The sequence below is a fragment of the Parasedimentitalea maritima genome (genome assembly GCF_005771405.1).
GTDB lineage: Bacteria > Pseudomonadota > Alphaproteobacteria > Rhodobacterales > Rhodobacteraceae > Parasedimentitalea > Parasedimentitalea maritima.
This window is the reverse complement of sequence record NZ_VAUA01000007.1, coordinates 233,422-249,250: the sequence shown is the minus strand read 5'-3', so window position 1 is coordinate 249,250 and position 15,829 is coordinate 233,422. Positions and strand designations below refer to the sequence as shown.

The following is a 15,829-nucleotide window of genomic DNA, read 5'->3' as shown; positions in this document are numbered from 1 at the left end:
TTTGGGGTCCATCTCTGTTGAACCACACCCTGTCATTCCCTGTACAAGGTGGCAGTCCCAAATGGACGACCAGAACAAAAATCTAATACTCGCGACCGTCCTCAGCTTTTTGGTGATTCTTGGTTGGTATACCTTTTTCCCACCACCAGAGCCGGCACCCGTCGTTGAGCCTGCGGTGAACGAAACTGTGGCAACAGGCGATACCGCCGGCGCCCCAGTGGTTGGTGGCACTGCAGCTACTGATGCCGCCGCGACGGCACAGACTGCCGAGGCCGAAGCGCCCAAGGCACCCCGTATCGACATCGACACACCTCGCCTGTCCGGCAGCATCTCGCTGCAGGGTGGCCGCATCGACGATCTGTCGCTGAAAGATTACCGCGTCTCGATCGAAGATGACGCCGAAATCGTCAAAATGCTGTCCCCAGTGGGAGAGCCGGGCGCTTACTACGCGCTCTATGGCTGGGCTCCGGGTGCAGGTCTAGCACCGGACGAGGTTCCGGGTGCCAATACCATCTGGCAGCCACAGGGCGACAACACACTGACCCCAGACACCCCGGTCACCATGACCTGGGACAACGGCAAAGGCCTGACCTTCTCGCGCACCATCGCCATCGACGAAGACTATATGTTCGAAGTCACCCAATCGGTTGAAAACACCTCGGACAGCACCGTTGCGCTGGCGCCCTATGGCACCCTTGCGCGTCACGGTGAGCCGGCAGAGCTGAAGAACTTCTTCATCCTGCACGAAGGTGTTGTTGGCATGGCAGATGGCGAGCTGACAGAAACCGATTACAGCAGCATGCCTGATTTCGACGTGGACCCACGTGAAGGCAAGGCTGAGGTCACCCAGGTTGCCGAAAGTGGCTGGATTGGCTTCACTGATCACTTCTGGATGTCGACACTGATCCCAGAATCAGGCCAAGCGTTCAAATCTATCGCCAAATACGACGACCGCCGCGATATCTATCAAACAGACATCGTGCTGCCGACCGTCACCCTTGCAGCCGGCCAATCTTCCGAAGTCACCACGCAGCTGTTTGCCGGTGCCAAGGAATGGGCCACCATCCGCGAATACGAAGCAGGTGGCGTTGCTGGATTCATCGACAGCATCGACTGGGGCTGGTTCTTCATGCTGACCAAGCCGATCTTCTGGTTGCTGCACAACCTGAACCAACTGATTGGCAACATGGGTTGGTCGATCATCGGCCTGACCCTGATCATCAAGGCAATCCTATTCCCGCTGGCTTACAAATCCTACGTCTCGATGGCGAAGATGAAGGAACTGCAGCCGCAGATGGAAGAGCTGAAGAAGAAAGCCGGCGACGACCGTCAGGCGGTTCAGAAAGGCATGATGGAGCTGTACAAGAAGGAAAAGGTAAACCCCGCTGCGGGCTGCCTGCCAATCCTGCTGCAGATCCCGATCTTCTTCTCGCTGTACAAGGTGATTTTTGTCACAATCGAACTGCGTCACGCACCGTTCTTTGGTCCCTTCCAGGATCTCAGTGCACCTGACCCAACCTCGATCATGAACCTGTTTGGCGTCCTACCTTGGGCTGGACCAGAAGCAGGAACCATTGTGGCACTAGTCTTCATCGGTATTCTGCCGCTGTTGCTGGGTATCTCGATGTTCCTGCAGCAAAAGCTGAACCCTGCCCCCACTGACCCAACTCAGCAGATGATCTTTGCCTGGATGCCATGGGTGTTCATGTTCATGCTGGGCGGGTTTGCGTCGGGTCTGGTTGTCTACTGGATCGCCAACAACACGATCACGTTCACTCAGCAATATCTGATCATGCGCAGTCAGGGTTATACCCCGGACATTTTCGGCAATATCAAGTCGGGCTTTAAGAAAACGCCTAAGACGGATAAAAAATGACAAGCAAAATTGCACAGATGTGGCGGCACCCGATCAAAGGGATCGGGGCCGAACCACTTACAGAGGTCCGCCTGAATGAAGGCGGGCCTTTGCCTTTGGATAGAGCTTGGGCATTGTTGACCGGGAAAGCCACGGATACTGGCGAGTGGCAACACTGCCGCAACTTCGCTCGTGGCTGTTTCGGACCAGAACTGATGGCTGTAACTGCTGTCACTGATGGTGACCTGATCACGCTGAGACATCCTAAACAGGATGATCTCACCATCGATCCCTCTGCGGACAGCGCCAAACTGGTCGACTGGATCACATCGATCTATCCCTCCGAACGTCCTGCTCCCCATACGCTGATCAAATCACCCAAGGGTGGCATGGCAGACGCAGACGTTTCGGCAATCTCTATCATGTCCCTGGCGTCGCTGAACGCACTGGGGGACAAACTTGGTCAGAACCTTGATCCCCGCCGGTTCCGCGGAAATCTCTGGATTGACGGCTCCACTCCTTTCGAAGAATTTGATTGGGTGGACCAAGAGTTGAAGATTGGTGGTGCCCGCCTGAAGGTGATCGACCGGATCACCCGTTGCCGCGCCACCGAAGCCAACCCGGACACAGGCGAACGCGACGCCAACACACTTAAGGCCCTACGTGAACACTGGGGTCATACTGATTTCGGCATTCTTGCCGTCGTCCAAAATGATGGTGATGTCGCCCTTGGCGACACACTCGAGGTGCTCTGATGCAAATCCAATTTACCCTAGCCGAAACGCCCGATGACTTCACAACGGAAAAGGGCCGCAAGATGTTTGCCGGCGAATCCGAGTTTGTCAAAGGTGTTGTGGCCATGTCCGGCCTGCCACCAGCCGACCGGATGGAGGTCTGTTTTGCAGGCCGTTCCAATGTTGGCAAGTCCAGCCTGATCAACGCGCTGACCGGCACCAAAGGTCTGGCACGGGCGTCGAACACGCCGGGCCGCACGCAGGAAATCAACTATTTCACCCAGGGGCCTGACCACTATCTGGTCGACCTCCCCGGCTATGGCTATGCCAACGCGCCGCTGCCCGTGGTCGAAAAGTGGCAACGCCTGCTGAAACAATATCTGTCCGGCCGCCAAACTCTGCGCCGGGCCTTCGTGCTGATTGACGCCCGCCACGGGGTCAAACCAGTGGACGAAGAGATCATGTCGCTGCTCGACAGTTCCGCTGTGACGTTCCAGTGCGTGCTGACCAAGGCCGACAAGGTCAAAGAAAAAGACATGGCACGGATGCTGGATCAAGTACGCAGCAAGCTGGCAAACCACCCGGCCGCTTATCCCGAAATGGTGCTGACCTCGTCCGAAAAGGGCGATGGCATTGCCACCCTGCGCTCGATCATAGTTGGCTTAGTCTAACCTGTGGGGCGCTTGCTGTCATATCTGGTGTTGGTGGCAATCATGCTAGCCGGGATGATCCCGGCTGGCTGGATGCCTGCAACCAGTCATGACGGCAAAGTACTGCTGGTAATCTGTACCACCGACGGCACCCAAGAACAGTGGGTCGATCTGGGTGGAGACACGGCCCCCGCCGAACAGATGGACGATCGCAGCTGCCCGTTCTTTTCTCTGACGACGGCCGCTCTGATCCCTGTGTCAGACCCGGCTCTGACACTTGGCACATTCCTTGCCGCCCGCTGGGACGACCAGCCCTTTACCCATTACACCGCCGGGTTCCACTGGCGCTACGATGCCCGCGGCCCGCCCGCACTCTCCTGATTTTCTGAACATTCCAAATTCTTTTTGTCCGGCGTCCAAGGCGACCGGCACCTGTTCCGATATGGAGAGACCATCCAATGGCAACCGACAGCCAAACCACGGGTCCAGCCCGATCGCTATCTGAAAAATTCTACTTCACCGTCTGGCGCTGGCACTTTTACGCTGGCCTATATGTTATCCCCTTCCTGATCATGCTGGCCGTCACCGGCTTGGTGATGATGTATATCGCGGTTTTCTCGGGTCGTGATGGAGAGCATATTTCCGTGACCCCAACCGGAGTTGCGCTCAGTCTTGAGCAACAATCACAGGCAGCGCTTAACGCCTTGCCCGTCGCCACGCTGGTGGAATGGATCGGCGCAGCACAAGCTGATCGTGCCTCTGTATTTCGTGTCAAATCCGAAGGCGTTCAGCATCTGGTTGCAGTAAACCCCTATGATGCCACAGTGATCGCTTCCTGGGTGCGCCAGGCTGGATGGTACGACTTCGCCAACGACATTCACGGCACGCTTCTGATCGGGGACACCGGCGATCGTTTGATTGAAATTGCCGCTGGATTGGGCATCGTTCTGGTCCTGACAGGCCTGTACCTTTGGTGGCCTCGCACAACCGGACTACGCGCCGTTCTGGTCCCGGATCTGGCGGCCCGTGGTCGCGCGCTATGGAAAAGCCTGCATGCGGTGACGGCGTTCTACATCTCACTGGTCTTAGTGTTGTTCCTGCTGTCCGGACTGTCCTGGACTGGCATTTGGGGTGAAAAACTTGTGCAGGCCTGGAGCAGCTTCCCTGCCGAGAAATGGGAGAACGTGCCGCTGTCCGACGACACTCACGCCAATATGAACCATGGCGCGATCAAGGATGTTCCCTGGGCGCTGGAACAAACCCTGATGCCCGAGTCTGGCTCTGATGCTGGCATAGAAGGCCTGCCCGCAGATGTACCTGCCACCGTCGATAGCATTGCCATGCTAGGGCGCGCGCTTGGCTATGAAGGACGTTTCCGGATCAATTTTCCCAGTGGCGAAACAGGTGTCTGGACCCTCAACCAAGACAGCATGAGCAATGACAGCGATTGCCCGACCTGCGACCGGACTGTTCACATTGATCAGCACACCGGCAAGATCCTCGCCGATATTGGCTTTGCGGACTATTCGTTGATGGGTAAAAGCATGGCCGTTGGGATTGCGCTGCACGAAGGCGACATGGGGTTGTGGAACCTCATCCTGAACACTGTGTTCTGCCTGTCAGTGATTTTTGTCTCCGTGTCAGGCGTGGTGATGTGGATCAAACGCCGACCCTCTGGCGCTGGCCGTCTTGCCGCCCCTCCGGCACCAGCGGACCTTCCGCTTTGGAAAGGCGCTGCACTGATCTGCATCGTCACCTCGCTGGCCTTCCCCTTGGTTGGCCTGACCTTGCTGGCTGTGCTGGCCTTTGATGTGCTGATCCTGGGGACCATCCCAGCCGTAAAACGCGCATTGTCATAAAATGTAAGTGGGGGCTGGCCTTGTGTCCCGCCAGTCCTCAATAAGTGTGACGCATTGTTGCTAAACATGCGCGACACCCCTAGCGGCCTTATGCTGCTAGGGGTGTGGATTCCAAATTTCTTTGGTCAACGGGTTGTCGCCACTTGCAGCTGCGATTTCCGCAATCAGCTTGGCAAGTTCCGGTTCCCCCTGCACCTCAAGCTCAGTCCGTTGCGCCACCACGAATTTGTCAAGCTTGCGAAACTCCAACGCCACAACGGTTCCATCCAGCTGAACTGTCTCACCCGGGTTCTCAGCTCTGAAGGGAAGCGCGCCGCCAAAGACCCCAAAATCTGCCACCATGGCTTCTATCCGGGAACCTGTTTCCACTGACATGTCCCCCTCGACCACCTCATCCAAACGCCCAGGTTCATAGCCTCCTGTGCCGGTTGATGTTTTCTGAACAAACAGGCCGCTTCCATCTTGTTTCAACGTCAACCGAACGACGGTAGGTGTGTCAAAGCTTGGCAAAACCAGTAACCGGATGATCATTACTTCATCAGTGGACAACTCCGCGTCCCCAAGTCCAGCCTCGTTCATTGCAAACAAGTGGCGTCCAAACCAATCGCCATAAAAACGCCGCTCATTCTCGCTAACATTAGCGGTGGCAGGAAAAAGCTCACTCGCAAACCCTTCCGGCATCTGGGTTTGGCAGCCAGCCAAAATGACGGCCAGCAAGCAGCCAAAAAATCGAAAAAACAAATCTGCTACTCCACACCTCTATCGGCTGATAAAAAATCTATTGAGCCTGACCCAAAATCAAGATGTTAAACGTGCTGCGCTCCATTCACCTCAATCTCGGCACCAGAGATGTAGGAACTGTCGTTTGAACACAGGAAGAAGATCGCGGCTGCGACTTCCTCTGGCTGGCCCAATCGCTGCATTGGCAACTTCCTGACGATCTTGTCTGTGCCTGGCGATAGAATCGCAGTTTCCACTTCTCCTGGCGCGATCGCATTGACCCGCACGCCAAGCGGGCCAAAGTCATGCGCCATTTCACGCGTCAGCGCCGCCAGCGCGGCCTTGGAGGTGGCATAGGCGGCGCCAGCGAATGGATGCACCCGACTGCCCGCGATTGACGTCACGTTGACAACTGAACCTTTGGCGGCGGCCAGTTCATCTTTTAACCCGCGTGCCAGCACGACGGATGCAAAGAAGTTGACGTGGAACACCTTGCCCCAGTCCATCAGATCGGTGTCCAGCGTGCTCAACCGTTCGCCATTTGGACCTTTGGGCGAAATCCCGGCGTTGTTGACCAGCGCATCCAGCGGCCCGTCCAACAGGTCCTGAATTATACCAACCGCATTGATGGTGCCTGCCGGATCCCCCAGATCAACCTGTACGTGGTTTTCCTGTCCGCCCCCCCAGGGGCATTCCACGGGGAACGGATGGCGCGAGCAGGTGATCACCCGCCAGCCTTCGCTATTAAAACGGCGCACGGTGGCATGTCCTATGCCCCGGCTGGCTCCGGTCAGCAACATTGTCTTTTGGCGCATTAGCCGGTCCTCAGCTTTGAATTTCCAGCCAACCCTATCACTGCGGCCCCCAGCTGCAACGCTACACTTGGCAGCGGGGGCAGAACCGCGTAACAGAAGCCGTCAAAGGGACCCCAAGCGATGAAGAAACAGCACATGAACCGCGATTGGATTGCCACCGCCGCCACATTGTCCAGCGCACTGCCCTATTTGCAGCGCTACGATGGGGCTATTGTCGTCGTCAAACTTGGCGGTCACGCCATGGGCAGCGACGAAGCAATGGATACTTTTGCTCGTGACATGGTTCTGCTGCGACAAGTCGGCGTAAACCCGGTGATTGTTCATGGCGGTGGTCCAATGATCAACGCCATGCTGGACAAGCTGGAAATCAAATCCGAGTTTGTGGGTGGTAAGCGCGTCACCGACAAAGCCACCATGGAAGTGGTGGAAATGGTGCTGTCCGGCCTGGTCAATAAACGCATTGTACAAGCGATCAACCGTCAGGGTGGCATGGGTGTTGGCCTGTCCGGCAAAGACGCCAACCTGATCACCTGCGATCAGACCAATCCTGATCTGGGTTTTGTTGGCACCCCGGCAGACATGGATGCCTCGGTTCTGCATCACTTGTTCGAAAAGGACATGATCCCGGTGATTGCCCCGATTGGTGCGGGCCGTGAGGGTGAGACTTTTAACATCAATGGTGACACTGCAGCAGGCGCAGTGGCCTCCGCGCTCAAGGCGGACCGGTTACTGCTCCTGACGGATGTAGCGGGTGTTAAAAATGCCGAGGGCGATGTGGTTACGGAGTTGAAAGCCACGGATGTGGAAGCGATGACCCGCAGCGGCGTCATTGCCGGTGGCATGATCCCCAAAACCGAAACCGCTTTGCAGGCGGTTCGCAACGGTGTGCGGGCCTGTACCATCGTGGATGGACGAGTCCAAAACTCGGTCCTGCTGGAGCTGTTTACACTCCACGGCGCTGGATCGATGATCCGGCCTGACTAGTACAGAAAGGCGGGGTTTACGCCCCGCCCTTAGCTACAACCTGACAGCAACGTGTATTATCCAGACTTGCGTTTGACTTTCATATGCGCCTTTCTGAATGCATGGAAAACGAAACCACACTCCGTCTTGGCATTTTCTTGGGGCTGTTCGCAGTATTTGCCTGTGCCGAGCACCTGGCGCCGCGCCGCGCCCGCCAGCAGCCACGCGCCAACCGTTGGTTCACCAACCTCTCAATCACGGTTCTCAACACACTGACCCTGCGCGCAGTGGCATTTGGGCTACCCTTGCTGGCCGTCGGGGCGGCACTGGATGCACAGACAAAGGGCTGGGGCCTGTTCAATGCGGTTGAACTGCCTGCCTGGCTTGAATTCACCCTTGCAGTGCTGTTCCTAGACTTTGCAATCTGGCTGCAACATCTGATCACCCACAAGGTCCCGCTGCTGTGGCGCCTGCACCGGGTGCACCACGCTGACCTTGATATGGATGTCACCACCGCCGTTCGGTTTCACCCGGCGGAAATTGCGCTGTCCATGGTGCTGAAGATTGGGTTGATCTACCTGTTGGGTCCAACGGCAATCGCCGTGGTCGTGTTTGAAATCCTGCTCAATGGTACGGCCTTGTTCAACCATTCTAACCTGCGTCTTCCGCTGACGCTCGACCGCTTGGTGCGTTTGGTTCTGGTCACGCCCGACATGCACCGCGTTCACCACTCGACCCGTCGCACCGAGCACGACAGCAACTATGGATTTGCCCTATCCATTTGGGACAAGATGTTTGGAACCTATGTTCCGCAGCCAAAAGAGGGGCACGACGCGATGAAGGTCGGTTTGCAATGGCGCGATGATCAACCCACCAAACTTTGGTGGAGCCTCTGCCTGCCCTTTCGTCGCAAATGACCTTTGAGGAAATTGAGGCTGCGATTGCACCACATGGGCTGATCCTGATGGGTGGGCTTCATCCCAGTGACTGCCAGTATGGGCAAACCATTGTTCTGCTTGGCACAGGTGAAAACTTTTGGCCCTGCTTTACGACATCGGCTGAGTATCTCGATGGTCAGGCAGACCCGGTTGACCGGTGGTCTGCACGGGTCATCGGCCAGCTTGCAAAAAAGTTGAACGCCACATGCAGTTTCCCCTCGGACGGGCCACCCTACCCGCCCTTTATTCAATGGGCCCTTCAGTCGGGCCGTGCCTTCACGTCGCCATCCAAAATGCTGGTGCATGATCAGGTCGGAATGTTGATTTCGTATCGCGGCACACTGCATTTTGATACCAAACTGAGCATTCCGGCACCTCCGCTCATCCATTCCCCTTGCGACAGTTGCGCGGCAAAGCCCTGCCTGACCAGTTGCCCAGTGAACGCAATGGTTGACGGAGGCCCCTATGAACTGGCAGTTTGTCATGACTATCTGGACACGGCAGACGGCAAAGAGTGCCTGTCCCGTGGCTGCCTTGCCAGACGGGCGTGCCCGCTAAGCGATGGCGCCAACCGACTATTCGACCAAACCGCACATCATATGAGGTACTTTCACGCGCGATGACTTGTACTCTGATTCTCACCCGCCACGCCAAATCTGCATGGGACACATCCGCGCCCAGCGATCATGCCCGCCCTTTGAACAAGCGGGGGCGCCAGTCAGCTACAGCATTAGGGCTGTGGTTAAAGCAAAACGGGCATGTGCCTGATCAGGTGATTTCCTCCCCATCCCAGCGCACACGCGAAACCTATGAACGGATGGACTTGGGCGCGCCAGCGGTGTTCGTAGAACGGTTGTACCACGCAAATGCCGACATCATTCTACAGGTTCTCAGAGAGGCAGAACGCCCCTGCACCATGATACTCGCGCATAATCCCGGTATCGGCTCGTTTGCACGCGAAATTGCAAAACTTGCTCCGGACCACCCGCGGTTCTTCAACTACCCGACCGGAGCAACTTCGGTTGTTCAGTTTGATATTGATAGCTGGAGTGAGCTGGACTGGAACTGCGGGCACCTAGTGGACTTTATAGTACCGCGCGAGCTGGAAGCCGCCTGACCGAAGCCCAACACTGCTTGAAATACCCAGATCTCTTCTGTTATGCGACCCGTGACAGTCCTGGAGATTTTATGTCCCGTTGAATTTGGGGCCAATGTTGGTCCCTGTATCGCTTATCAAAATACCACCCGCCGATCACTGGCAGGTGAATTGCTGAGTGTACCCATCTCATAGATTCAAGACATGTTGCCCCTGTGGCAATCTCTAAAGGATACTCTGACAATGATCAGACCCTACCACCCCAACGACAAAACCGCTGTGCTTTCTATCTGGCGCGAATCCAGTAGTCTGGCTCATCCGTTTCTAACGCATGACCAGCTGGATCAGGCTGAGGCAATGATACGCGACCATTTTCTGGATATTGCGGAAACCTACATTGCTGTCAGCGATGACCAAGCCGTTGGCTTTATCGCACTGATGGAAAATGAGGTCGGTGGCCTGTTTGTAAGGCCGAGCCATCATGGGAAGCGTATTGGCAAAGCCCTGATGGACAAGGCTGTAGACCTGAAAGGGGAACTGCGGCTCGAAGTCTTTACGGACAACCCCATTGGGCGCCGCTTTTACCAGAGCTACGGTTTTGTTGAAGGCATCGAAAAGATGGATCCCTTCTTTGGTCACAAGGTGCTGGAACTGATGTTCACGCCAAGCTGACCCAACACAACGAAAAAGGCCCCCGGTTTTCCGGGGGCCGATTTATTAGAAACAGATTTGGTTTAGTGACCTAGAATCTGGCTCAGGAACAGTTTGGTGCGTTCGCTTTGTGGGTTGTTGAAGAACTCTTCTGGTTCGTTCTGCTCCACAATCTGACCCGCATCCATAAAGATAACGCGGTTCGCCACCTGACGGGCAAAGCCCATCTCGTGGGTCACGCAGAGCATGGTCATGCCTTCTTCTGCGAGTTCGATCATGGTGTCGAGCACCTCTTTGATCATCTCAGGGTCCAGCGCAGAAGTTGGTTCATCAAACAACATGATCCGCGGCTTCATGCACAGCGAGCGGGCAATCGCCACACGCTGCTGCTGACCACCAGACAACTGACCGGGGTACTTACCAGCCTGTTCGGGGATCTTCACCTTCTCAAGGAAGTGCATCGCCGTTTCTTCAGCTTCTTTCTTAGGTGTTTTACGCACCCAGATCGGAGCCAAAGTCAGGTTTTCCAGGATCGTCAGATGCGGGAACAGGTTAAAGTGCTGAAACACCATTCCCACTTCACGGCGGATCTTGTCGATGTTTTTCAGATCGTTCGACAGAACGGTCCCATCCACAGTGATCTTGCCCTGCTGGTGTTCTTCCAGCGCGTTCAGACAGCGGATCAGGGTTGATTTCCCCGAGCCCGAAGGCCCGGCGATCACAATCCGTTCGCCTTGGTTGACGGTCAGGTTGATGTCACGCAGCACGTGAAACGACCCGTACCACTTGTTCATGGCATTGATATCAATCGCGATCTCATCAGAGACCTCCATCTTGGAACGATCGATAGTGCGAGAAGTAGCAAGTTCAGACATGTGTTGAACTCCTTAACGATGGCCAGTCTGAAGCTTACGCTCCAGATACATGGAATAACGAGACATGGAAAAACAGAAGACAAAGAACATCAGTGCGATAAAGCCGTAAAGCTCCCACACGACACCGTTCCACTCTGCGTTTGCGCGGATACCATTGGACAGTCCTAGCGGGTCCAACAGGCCAATCACCGACACCAGTGTGGTGTCTTTGAACAACCCGATAAAGGTACTAACAATCCCAGGAATAGAGATTTTCAGCGCCTGCGGCATGATGATCAGCCGCTGAGCCTGCCAATAATCCAGGCCCAGACTGTCTGCACCCTCATATTGTCCGGTAGGAAGAGCCGCCAAACCGCCCCGGATCACTTCGGCCATATAGGCAGAGGCAAACAGGGTGGCCATGATGATGACCCGCATAATGATGTCAAAGTTGGTCCCCGGAGGCATAAAGATGTTCAGCAAGGTCGACGCAACAAACAGCAGCGTGATCAGCGGAACACCCCGGATGAATTCAATGAACCCAACACATAGTGCCTTGACGATCAGAAGATCGGACTGACGACCCAGCGCCAGTACCACACCAATCGGCAGCGAAAAGCCAATCGCAACAACGCCGATGGTCAGTGACAGCATCATGCCACCAAACTTACGACTGCCAACCGCTTCCATACCAATCGGAATGATATTGAAGACAAACTCGGCAATTGGCCCCATCAGGAACAGCCACCAGACAACCGCAACAAGAACTGCCACTATCAGCGCAATCAGCTCGCTCATCTTGTCTAAGACGAACCGATACGCTGCATAAGCAATGACAAATCCAGCCAGAACCATCAGGGGAACCCAGATAGATCCGCCCCATAGCAACCAAGGCATCAGGAACGGATACAAGCCAGTGAACCAGATCAACTTGGCTGGCACCTGATCGGAAAACAGCACTGGAGAAAGCGCCACGCCCAGCAGAATGAAGGCTGCGATAGGCCGCCAGTAATGTTCAGGCGGGTAGAACCCCATGAACAGCTGAACCCAACGGTCATTGATCACCCCCCAGCACGCGCCGGAGAAATGGCCATCACGGCCGAGATCATGCAGGATTTCACGACAGCCGGCCAGCGACGTTGCGTTCCATGTTGGCGACCAGGCCCAGGGCACTAGAGCCGCCAGAACATAGTAGATACCCAAAATGGAAAACACTGTCAGGGCTGAGTTCATGGCACCTGAAAACAGGTTGTGCTTTGCCCAGCCCAAGGCTCCAACTTCAGAGGCTGGCGGATCCTGTTCCGGCAGCATTTCTGTGCGAACAAATGAAATATCGCTCATATTACCGCTCCACCATTTTGACGCGATTGTTGTACATGTTCATCACCGCTGAGATGCTCAGACTGATGGCCAGGTAAATCAACATCGTCAACAGAACCGTTTCCAGCTCGCGGCCGGTCTGGTTCAATGTAATGCCCATCAAGGTTCCCGTAAGATCCATATACCCCACCGCAATCGCCAGAGAGCTGTTTTTGGTCAGGTTCAGATAGTTCGAAATCATCGGAGGGACGATCACGCGTAGCGCTTGTGGCAGGATCACCAGTTTCATAGTCCGGTTTGGACGTAGTCCCAGCGCCGCTGCTGCCTCACTCTGACCGTGGTCGATGGCCATGATACCGGCCCGCACGATTTCAGCGATGAAGGCTGCTGTGTACAGAGACAATGCCAACCAAAGTGCGATCAACGAGTTCCGGAAGTGCGTGCCACCTTTAAAGTTAAAGCCCTTCAGCTCGGGGTATCCCAAATGAAAGCCCAAAACATACAGCAGGACAGCGGTCGGAATGACAATCAAGCCAAGGCGTACATGCCAGGTCTTGGGACGATCCCCTGTCACTTCTTGAATTTTGTCCGCCCGTTTGCGGAACCACGAGGCGCCCCACAGGCTTGCACCCAGCACAAGCATCAATGCCAGCAGATCCAGGCTGACATCAAACCGCATGCTGGCGGCACCAAACAGGTGAACATCGCCCAGTGTATTCGTAAACAGTGGTTCGGGAATATAGACACCACGGTTGGTCACAGCCACGCTATCGTTCAGCATCATCGACGACGCCGGGTTTTCCCCTTTGAACGCGCGTGGCGCAGGCATGGTTTCGATCATGATTGCCATAACAAAAACGATCCATAGCAACACAGGTACGTTGCGGAAGGTTTCCACGTAGATCATCATCAGTTTTGAAACGACCCAGTTGCTGGACAGGCGCAGAACACCGATCGTCACACCCAGAATGGTCGCCGTAATACAGCCAAGCACGGCCACCACCAGCGTGTTCAGCAAGCCAACAAAGGCTGCACGCAGGTGAGTATCTTGTGAATTATATTCCAGCAGGCGCTGGTTGATGTCGTAGCCAGCCGGTTCACTTAGGAATCGAAAGCTTGGCTCTTTACCAAGGTCAGCCAGGTTTTGTGCGGTATTACCGAAAAGCCAGCCCAGTAGAAGGAGAAATCCGATCAGAGCAATGATCTGGATGGTCATCGACCTGTACCGCGTGTCGTAGATCAGCTGGGACAGCCGAAACGACTCCTGCGGTGGGTCCGAGAGAGTTGTCATGTTTTATGATCCCCGTGACTCCCTCGATCTTATCCGGGTGAGGTTTCCCCTCACTCCTGTTGATCGAGTTCGTATTGCAGATAGGAAAAGGGCGCAGGGATTACCTGCGCCCTTAACCTTGCGGTTCTTAGCGGAACGGAGGCGAGTACAGCAGGCCGCCGTTTGTCCACTGTGCGTTCAGGCCACGTGCCAGACCAACAGGAGTTTCTTCACCGATGTTCTTGGCAAAGATCTCACCGTAGTTGCCACCAGCCATGACAGCGCTTTTCGCCCAGTCAGCGTCCAGACCCATCATTTCGCCCAGTGTGCCTTCGGAGCCCAGCAAACGGTTGATTTCTGGGTTGTTGGAACCAGCAGACATTTCAGCGATGTTTGCCGATGTCACACCCAGCTCTTCAGCCGAAACCAGAGCGTTCAGTGTCCAGCGAACAACGTCGCCCCACTCGTGGTCGCCGTGGCGAACCAGCGGGCCGAGAGGCTCTTTGGAGATGATTTCTGGCAGCAGAACGTGGCCAGCCGGATCGTCAAATGTGGCGCGTGTTGCGGCCAGACCCGAAGCGTCGGTTGTGTACACGTCGCAAGCACCGGCAAGGTACTGCTGCTGTGCTTCAGCGTTGGTTTCGATTGGAACCGGCTCGTAGCTGATGTTGTTGGCACGGAAGAAGTCGGCCAGGTTCAGCTCGGTTGTGGTACCAGTCTGGATACAAACGGTTGCGCCGTCCAGTTCCTTGGCCGAGGAAACACCCAGCTCTTTTGGAACCATGAAGCCTTGGCCGTCATAGTAGTTCACACCAGTGAATTCGAACTTCAGGTCAACATCGCGCGAGAAGGTCCATGTGGTGTTACGAGCCAGCATGTCGATTTCGCCAGAAGCCAGCGCGGTGAAGCGTGTCTTACCAGTGGTTGGAACAAACTCAACAGCCTTGGAGTCACCCAGAACCGCAGCAGCAACGGCACGGCAGATGGAAACATCAAAGCCAGCCCATTCGCCATTGGCGTCTGGAGCAGCAAAACCAACCAGACCTGTGGTCACACCACAGTTCAGTGTGCCGCGGGCTTTGACATCGTCAAGTGTGCCAGCAGCGGCTGCGCCAGCAGCCAGGCCGGCTACAGTCAGCGCACCTAAAAGTACAGTCTTTTTCATTTTTTACCTCTTCCTGATATTCCCGCCTTAGATGGCGGTTTATTTCCCGACACCAGCAATGTCGAAAATGAGTGTGAACTAGGGTATTTCCCCAATTCGTTGCTAACTTTGGGCTTATTCATCAACAAACGTCAAGTGCAGGATCATGATTTTCGATGGTCGGATTACGAACTTGCGCTCCAATCGCAGTCATTTATTGAAAATTGCGCTCACGACTGAAAAAGCCCTTCAGGTCAACAAAAATCGTAAAATCTTTTGGCATGTAAAAAGGCCTGCCGCTTAATTTCAGCCTCAGCCTGGGCCTCATCGTCCGGCCCCCATTGCTCTTCCTGCCACAGTTCATCCAACCGCGACAGTGTCCAGATCTCACCTACACTGCGCCAGTTTTCAGCCGCAGCAAATCCCAGAATCAGCGATCCGGACATGCTGACCAAATCGTGAAAGGCAGCCAATTGAAATGCGGAAAGCGCATGAACTTTTGCACGGAGAGTTTGTAATGCCTCGGCCTCCTGCCGTTTATGAAGCAACCCCTGCCGTTTAAGCAGCCGAACACCTAGGGCCGATTCGGCCCAATCCAGTGCAGGATCCCAAAGATCATTTTGACGTGAGACCAGCTCCCGGGGCGTCTCTGCCCGGTAACACAGCAGGTCGGAATCACCATAATCGGCCAACATGTCGGCCACTTCCGCGTGCTGGATTCGCACTTTGTCGATGGCTGCATTGGCTGACCGGGTACAGGGCATCGTATTCGGATTTACCGCCTCTTTCTGGGCCTCCCATTCCACTGCGATGGCTTCAGCCATAGCACGAGACGGCAGAAACAGCCCTGCTTTGGCTGGCGTTTTAACAGCGCGACCATCCAGCTCCACAGTGAACCCATCTGCGGCTTCGATCACCTGAACCTGTTCCCAGAATCGCTTTTGCTTCCATGCACTCATG

At 55.3% G+C, this 15,829-nt stretch carries 17 protein-coding genes; 10 read left to right on the top strand and 7 right to left on the bottom strand.

The genetic code is table 11. The annotated features are described in order from the left end of the window. The first annotated feature begins 61 nt into the window (after positions 1-61). The 5 genes from yidC to FEE96_RS15245 all read left to right on the top strand — a co-directional run bounded on the left by yidC (position 62) and on the right by FEE96_RS15245 (position 5,098). A complete protein-coding gene (gene yidC, locus FEE96_RS15265) occupies positions 62-1,876 on the top strand; it encodes a membrane protein insertase YidC (protein WP_138163982.1) in 1,815 nt (604 codons plus the stop codon). Then, the gene (locus tag FEE96_RS15260; protein ID WP_138163981.1) at positions 1,873-2,610 is read left to right on the top strand and encodes an MOSC domain-containing protein; all 738 of its coding nucleotides are present in this window, start codon (positions 1,873-1,875) and stop codon (positions 2,608-2,610) included. Before yidC ends, FEE96_RS15260 begins: the two co-directional genes overlap by 4 nt. Then, positions 2,610-3,260, top strand: a complete 651-nt coding sequence (gene yihA / locus FEE96_RS15255) for a ribosome biogenesis GTP-binding protein YihA/YsxC (protein ID WP_138163980.1) — start codon at positions 2,610-2,612, stop codon at positions 3,258-3,260. Before FEE96_RS15260 ends, yihA begins: the two co-directional genes overlap by 1 nt. Before the next feature lie 42 nt (positions 3,261-3,302). After that, positions 3,303-3,620, top strand: a complete 318-nt coding sequence (locus FEE96_RS15250) for a DUF2946 family protein (RefSeq protein ID WP_171021729.1) — start codon at positions 3,303-3,305, stop codon at positions 3,618-3,620. Positions 3,621-3,697: 77 nt separating this feature from the next. Then, positions 3,698-5,098, top strand: coding sequence for a PepSY-associated TM helix domain-containing protein (locus FEE96_RS15245; protein WP_138163979.1), 1,401 nt, complete (start codon positions 3,698-3,700; stop codon positions 5,096-5,098). A gap of 96 nt (positions 5,099-5,194) precedes the next feature. On the opposite strand, the gene FEE96_RS15240 is transcribed toward FEE96_RS15245, so the two are convergent. Both FEE96_RS15240 and FEE96_RS15235 read right to left on the bottom strand, forming a co-directional pair. Continuing rightward, positions 5,195-5,839, bottom strand: coding sequence for a hypothetical protein (locus tag FEE96_RS15240; protein WP_138163978.1), 645 nt, complete (start codon positions 5,837-5,839; stop codon positions 5,195-5,197). A gap of 65 nt (positions 5,840-5,904) precedes the next feature. After that, a complete protein-coding gene (locus FEE96_RS15235; RefSeq protein WP_138163977.1) occupies positions 5,905-6,633 on the bottom strand; it encodes an SDR family NAD(P)-dependent oxidoreductase in 729 nt (242 codons plus the stop codon). 120 nt (positions 6,634-6,753) lie between these two features. Between FEE96_RS15235 and argB the strand changes: the two genes are divergently transcribed. The 5 genes from argB (at position 6,754) to FEE96_RS15210 (ending at position 10,302) form a co-directional block, all read left to right on the top strand. Then, complete coding sequence (gene argB, locus FEE96_RS15230; RefSeq protein WP_138163976.1) at positions 6,754-7,617, top strand: acetylglutamate kinase; 864 nt, start codon at positions 6,754-6,756, stop codon at positions 7,615-7,617. A 101-nt stretch (positions 7,618-7,718) separates the two neighbouring features. Further along, a complete protein-coding gene (locus FEE96_RS15225) occupies positions 7,719-8,513 on the top strand; it encodes a sterol desaturase family protein (RefSeq protein ID WP_138164031.1) in 795 nt (264 codons plus the stop codon). After that, a complete protein-coding gene (locus FEE96_RS15220) occupies positions 8,510-9,157 on the top strand; it encodes a ferredoxin (protein WP_138163975.1) in 648 nt (215 codons plus the stop codon). Before FEE96_RS15225 ends, FEE96_RS15220 begins: the two co-directional genes overlap by 4 nt. Continuing rightward, positions 9,154-9,651 carry a SixA phosphatase family protein gene (locus FEE96_RS15215; protein ID WP_138163974.1) on the top strand — a complete coding sequence of 166 codons (498 nt, stop codon included), beginning with the start codon at positions 9,154-9,156 and terminating at the stop codon, positions 9,649-9,651. Before FEE96_RS15220 ends, FEE96_RS15215 begins: the two co-directional genes overlap by 4 nt. A 222-nt stretch (positions 9,652-9,873) precedes the next feature. After that, the gene (locus tag FEE96_RS15210; RefSeq protein ID WP_138163973.1) at positions 9,874-10,302 is read left to right on the top strand and encodes a GNAT family N-acetyltransferase; all 429 of its coding nucleotides are present in this window, start codon (positions 9,874-9,876) and stop codon (positions 10,300-10,302) included. 62 nt (positions 10,303-10,364) lie between these two features. Here the strand turns inward: FEE96_RS15210 and FEE96_RS15205 are convergent, their stop codons facing one another. The 5 genes from FEE96_RS15205 to FEE96_RS15185 form a co-directional block, all read right to left on the bottom strand. Continuing rightward, complete coding sequence (locus FEE96_RS15205; protein WP_138163972.1) at positions 10,365-11,156, bottom strand: amino acid ABC transporter ATP-binding protein; 792 nt, start codon at positions 11,154-11,156, stop codon at positions 10,365-10,367. 12 nt (positions 11,157-11,168) lie between these two features. Continuing rightward, entirely contained in the window at positions 11,169-12,476 is a 1,308-nt protein-coding gene (locus FEE96_RS15200; protein ID WP_138163971.1) for an amino acid ABC transporter permease, read from the bottom strand. Position 12,477: 1 nt separating this feature from the next. After that, on the bottom strand, positions 12,478-13,746 hold the full coding sequence (locus FEE96_RS15195; protein WP_138163970.1) for an amino acid ABC transporter permease: 1,269 nt from the start codon (positions 13,744-13,746) through the stop codon (positions 12,478-12,480). 127 nt (positions 13,747-13,873) lie between these two features. Beyond that, positions 13,874-14,890, bottom strand: a complete 1,017-nt coding sequence (locus tag FEE96_RS15190; protein ID WP_138163969.1) for an amino acid ABC transporter substrate-binding protein — start codon at positions 14,888-14,890, stop codon at positions 13,874-13,876. Positions 14,891-15,123: 233 nt separating this feature from the next. After that, entirely contained in the window at positions 15,124-15,828 is a 705-nt protein-coding gene (locus tag FEE96_RS15185; protein WP_138163968.1) for an ATP12 family chaperone protein, read from the bottom strand. Position 15,829 lies beyond the last annotated feature (1 nt).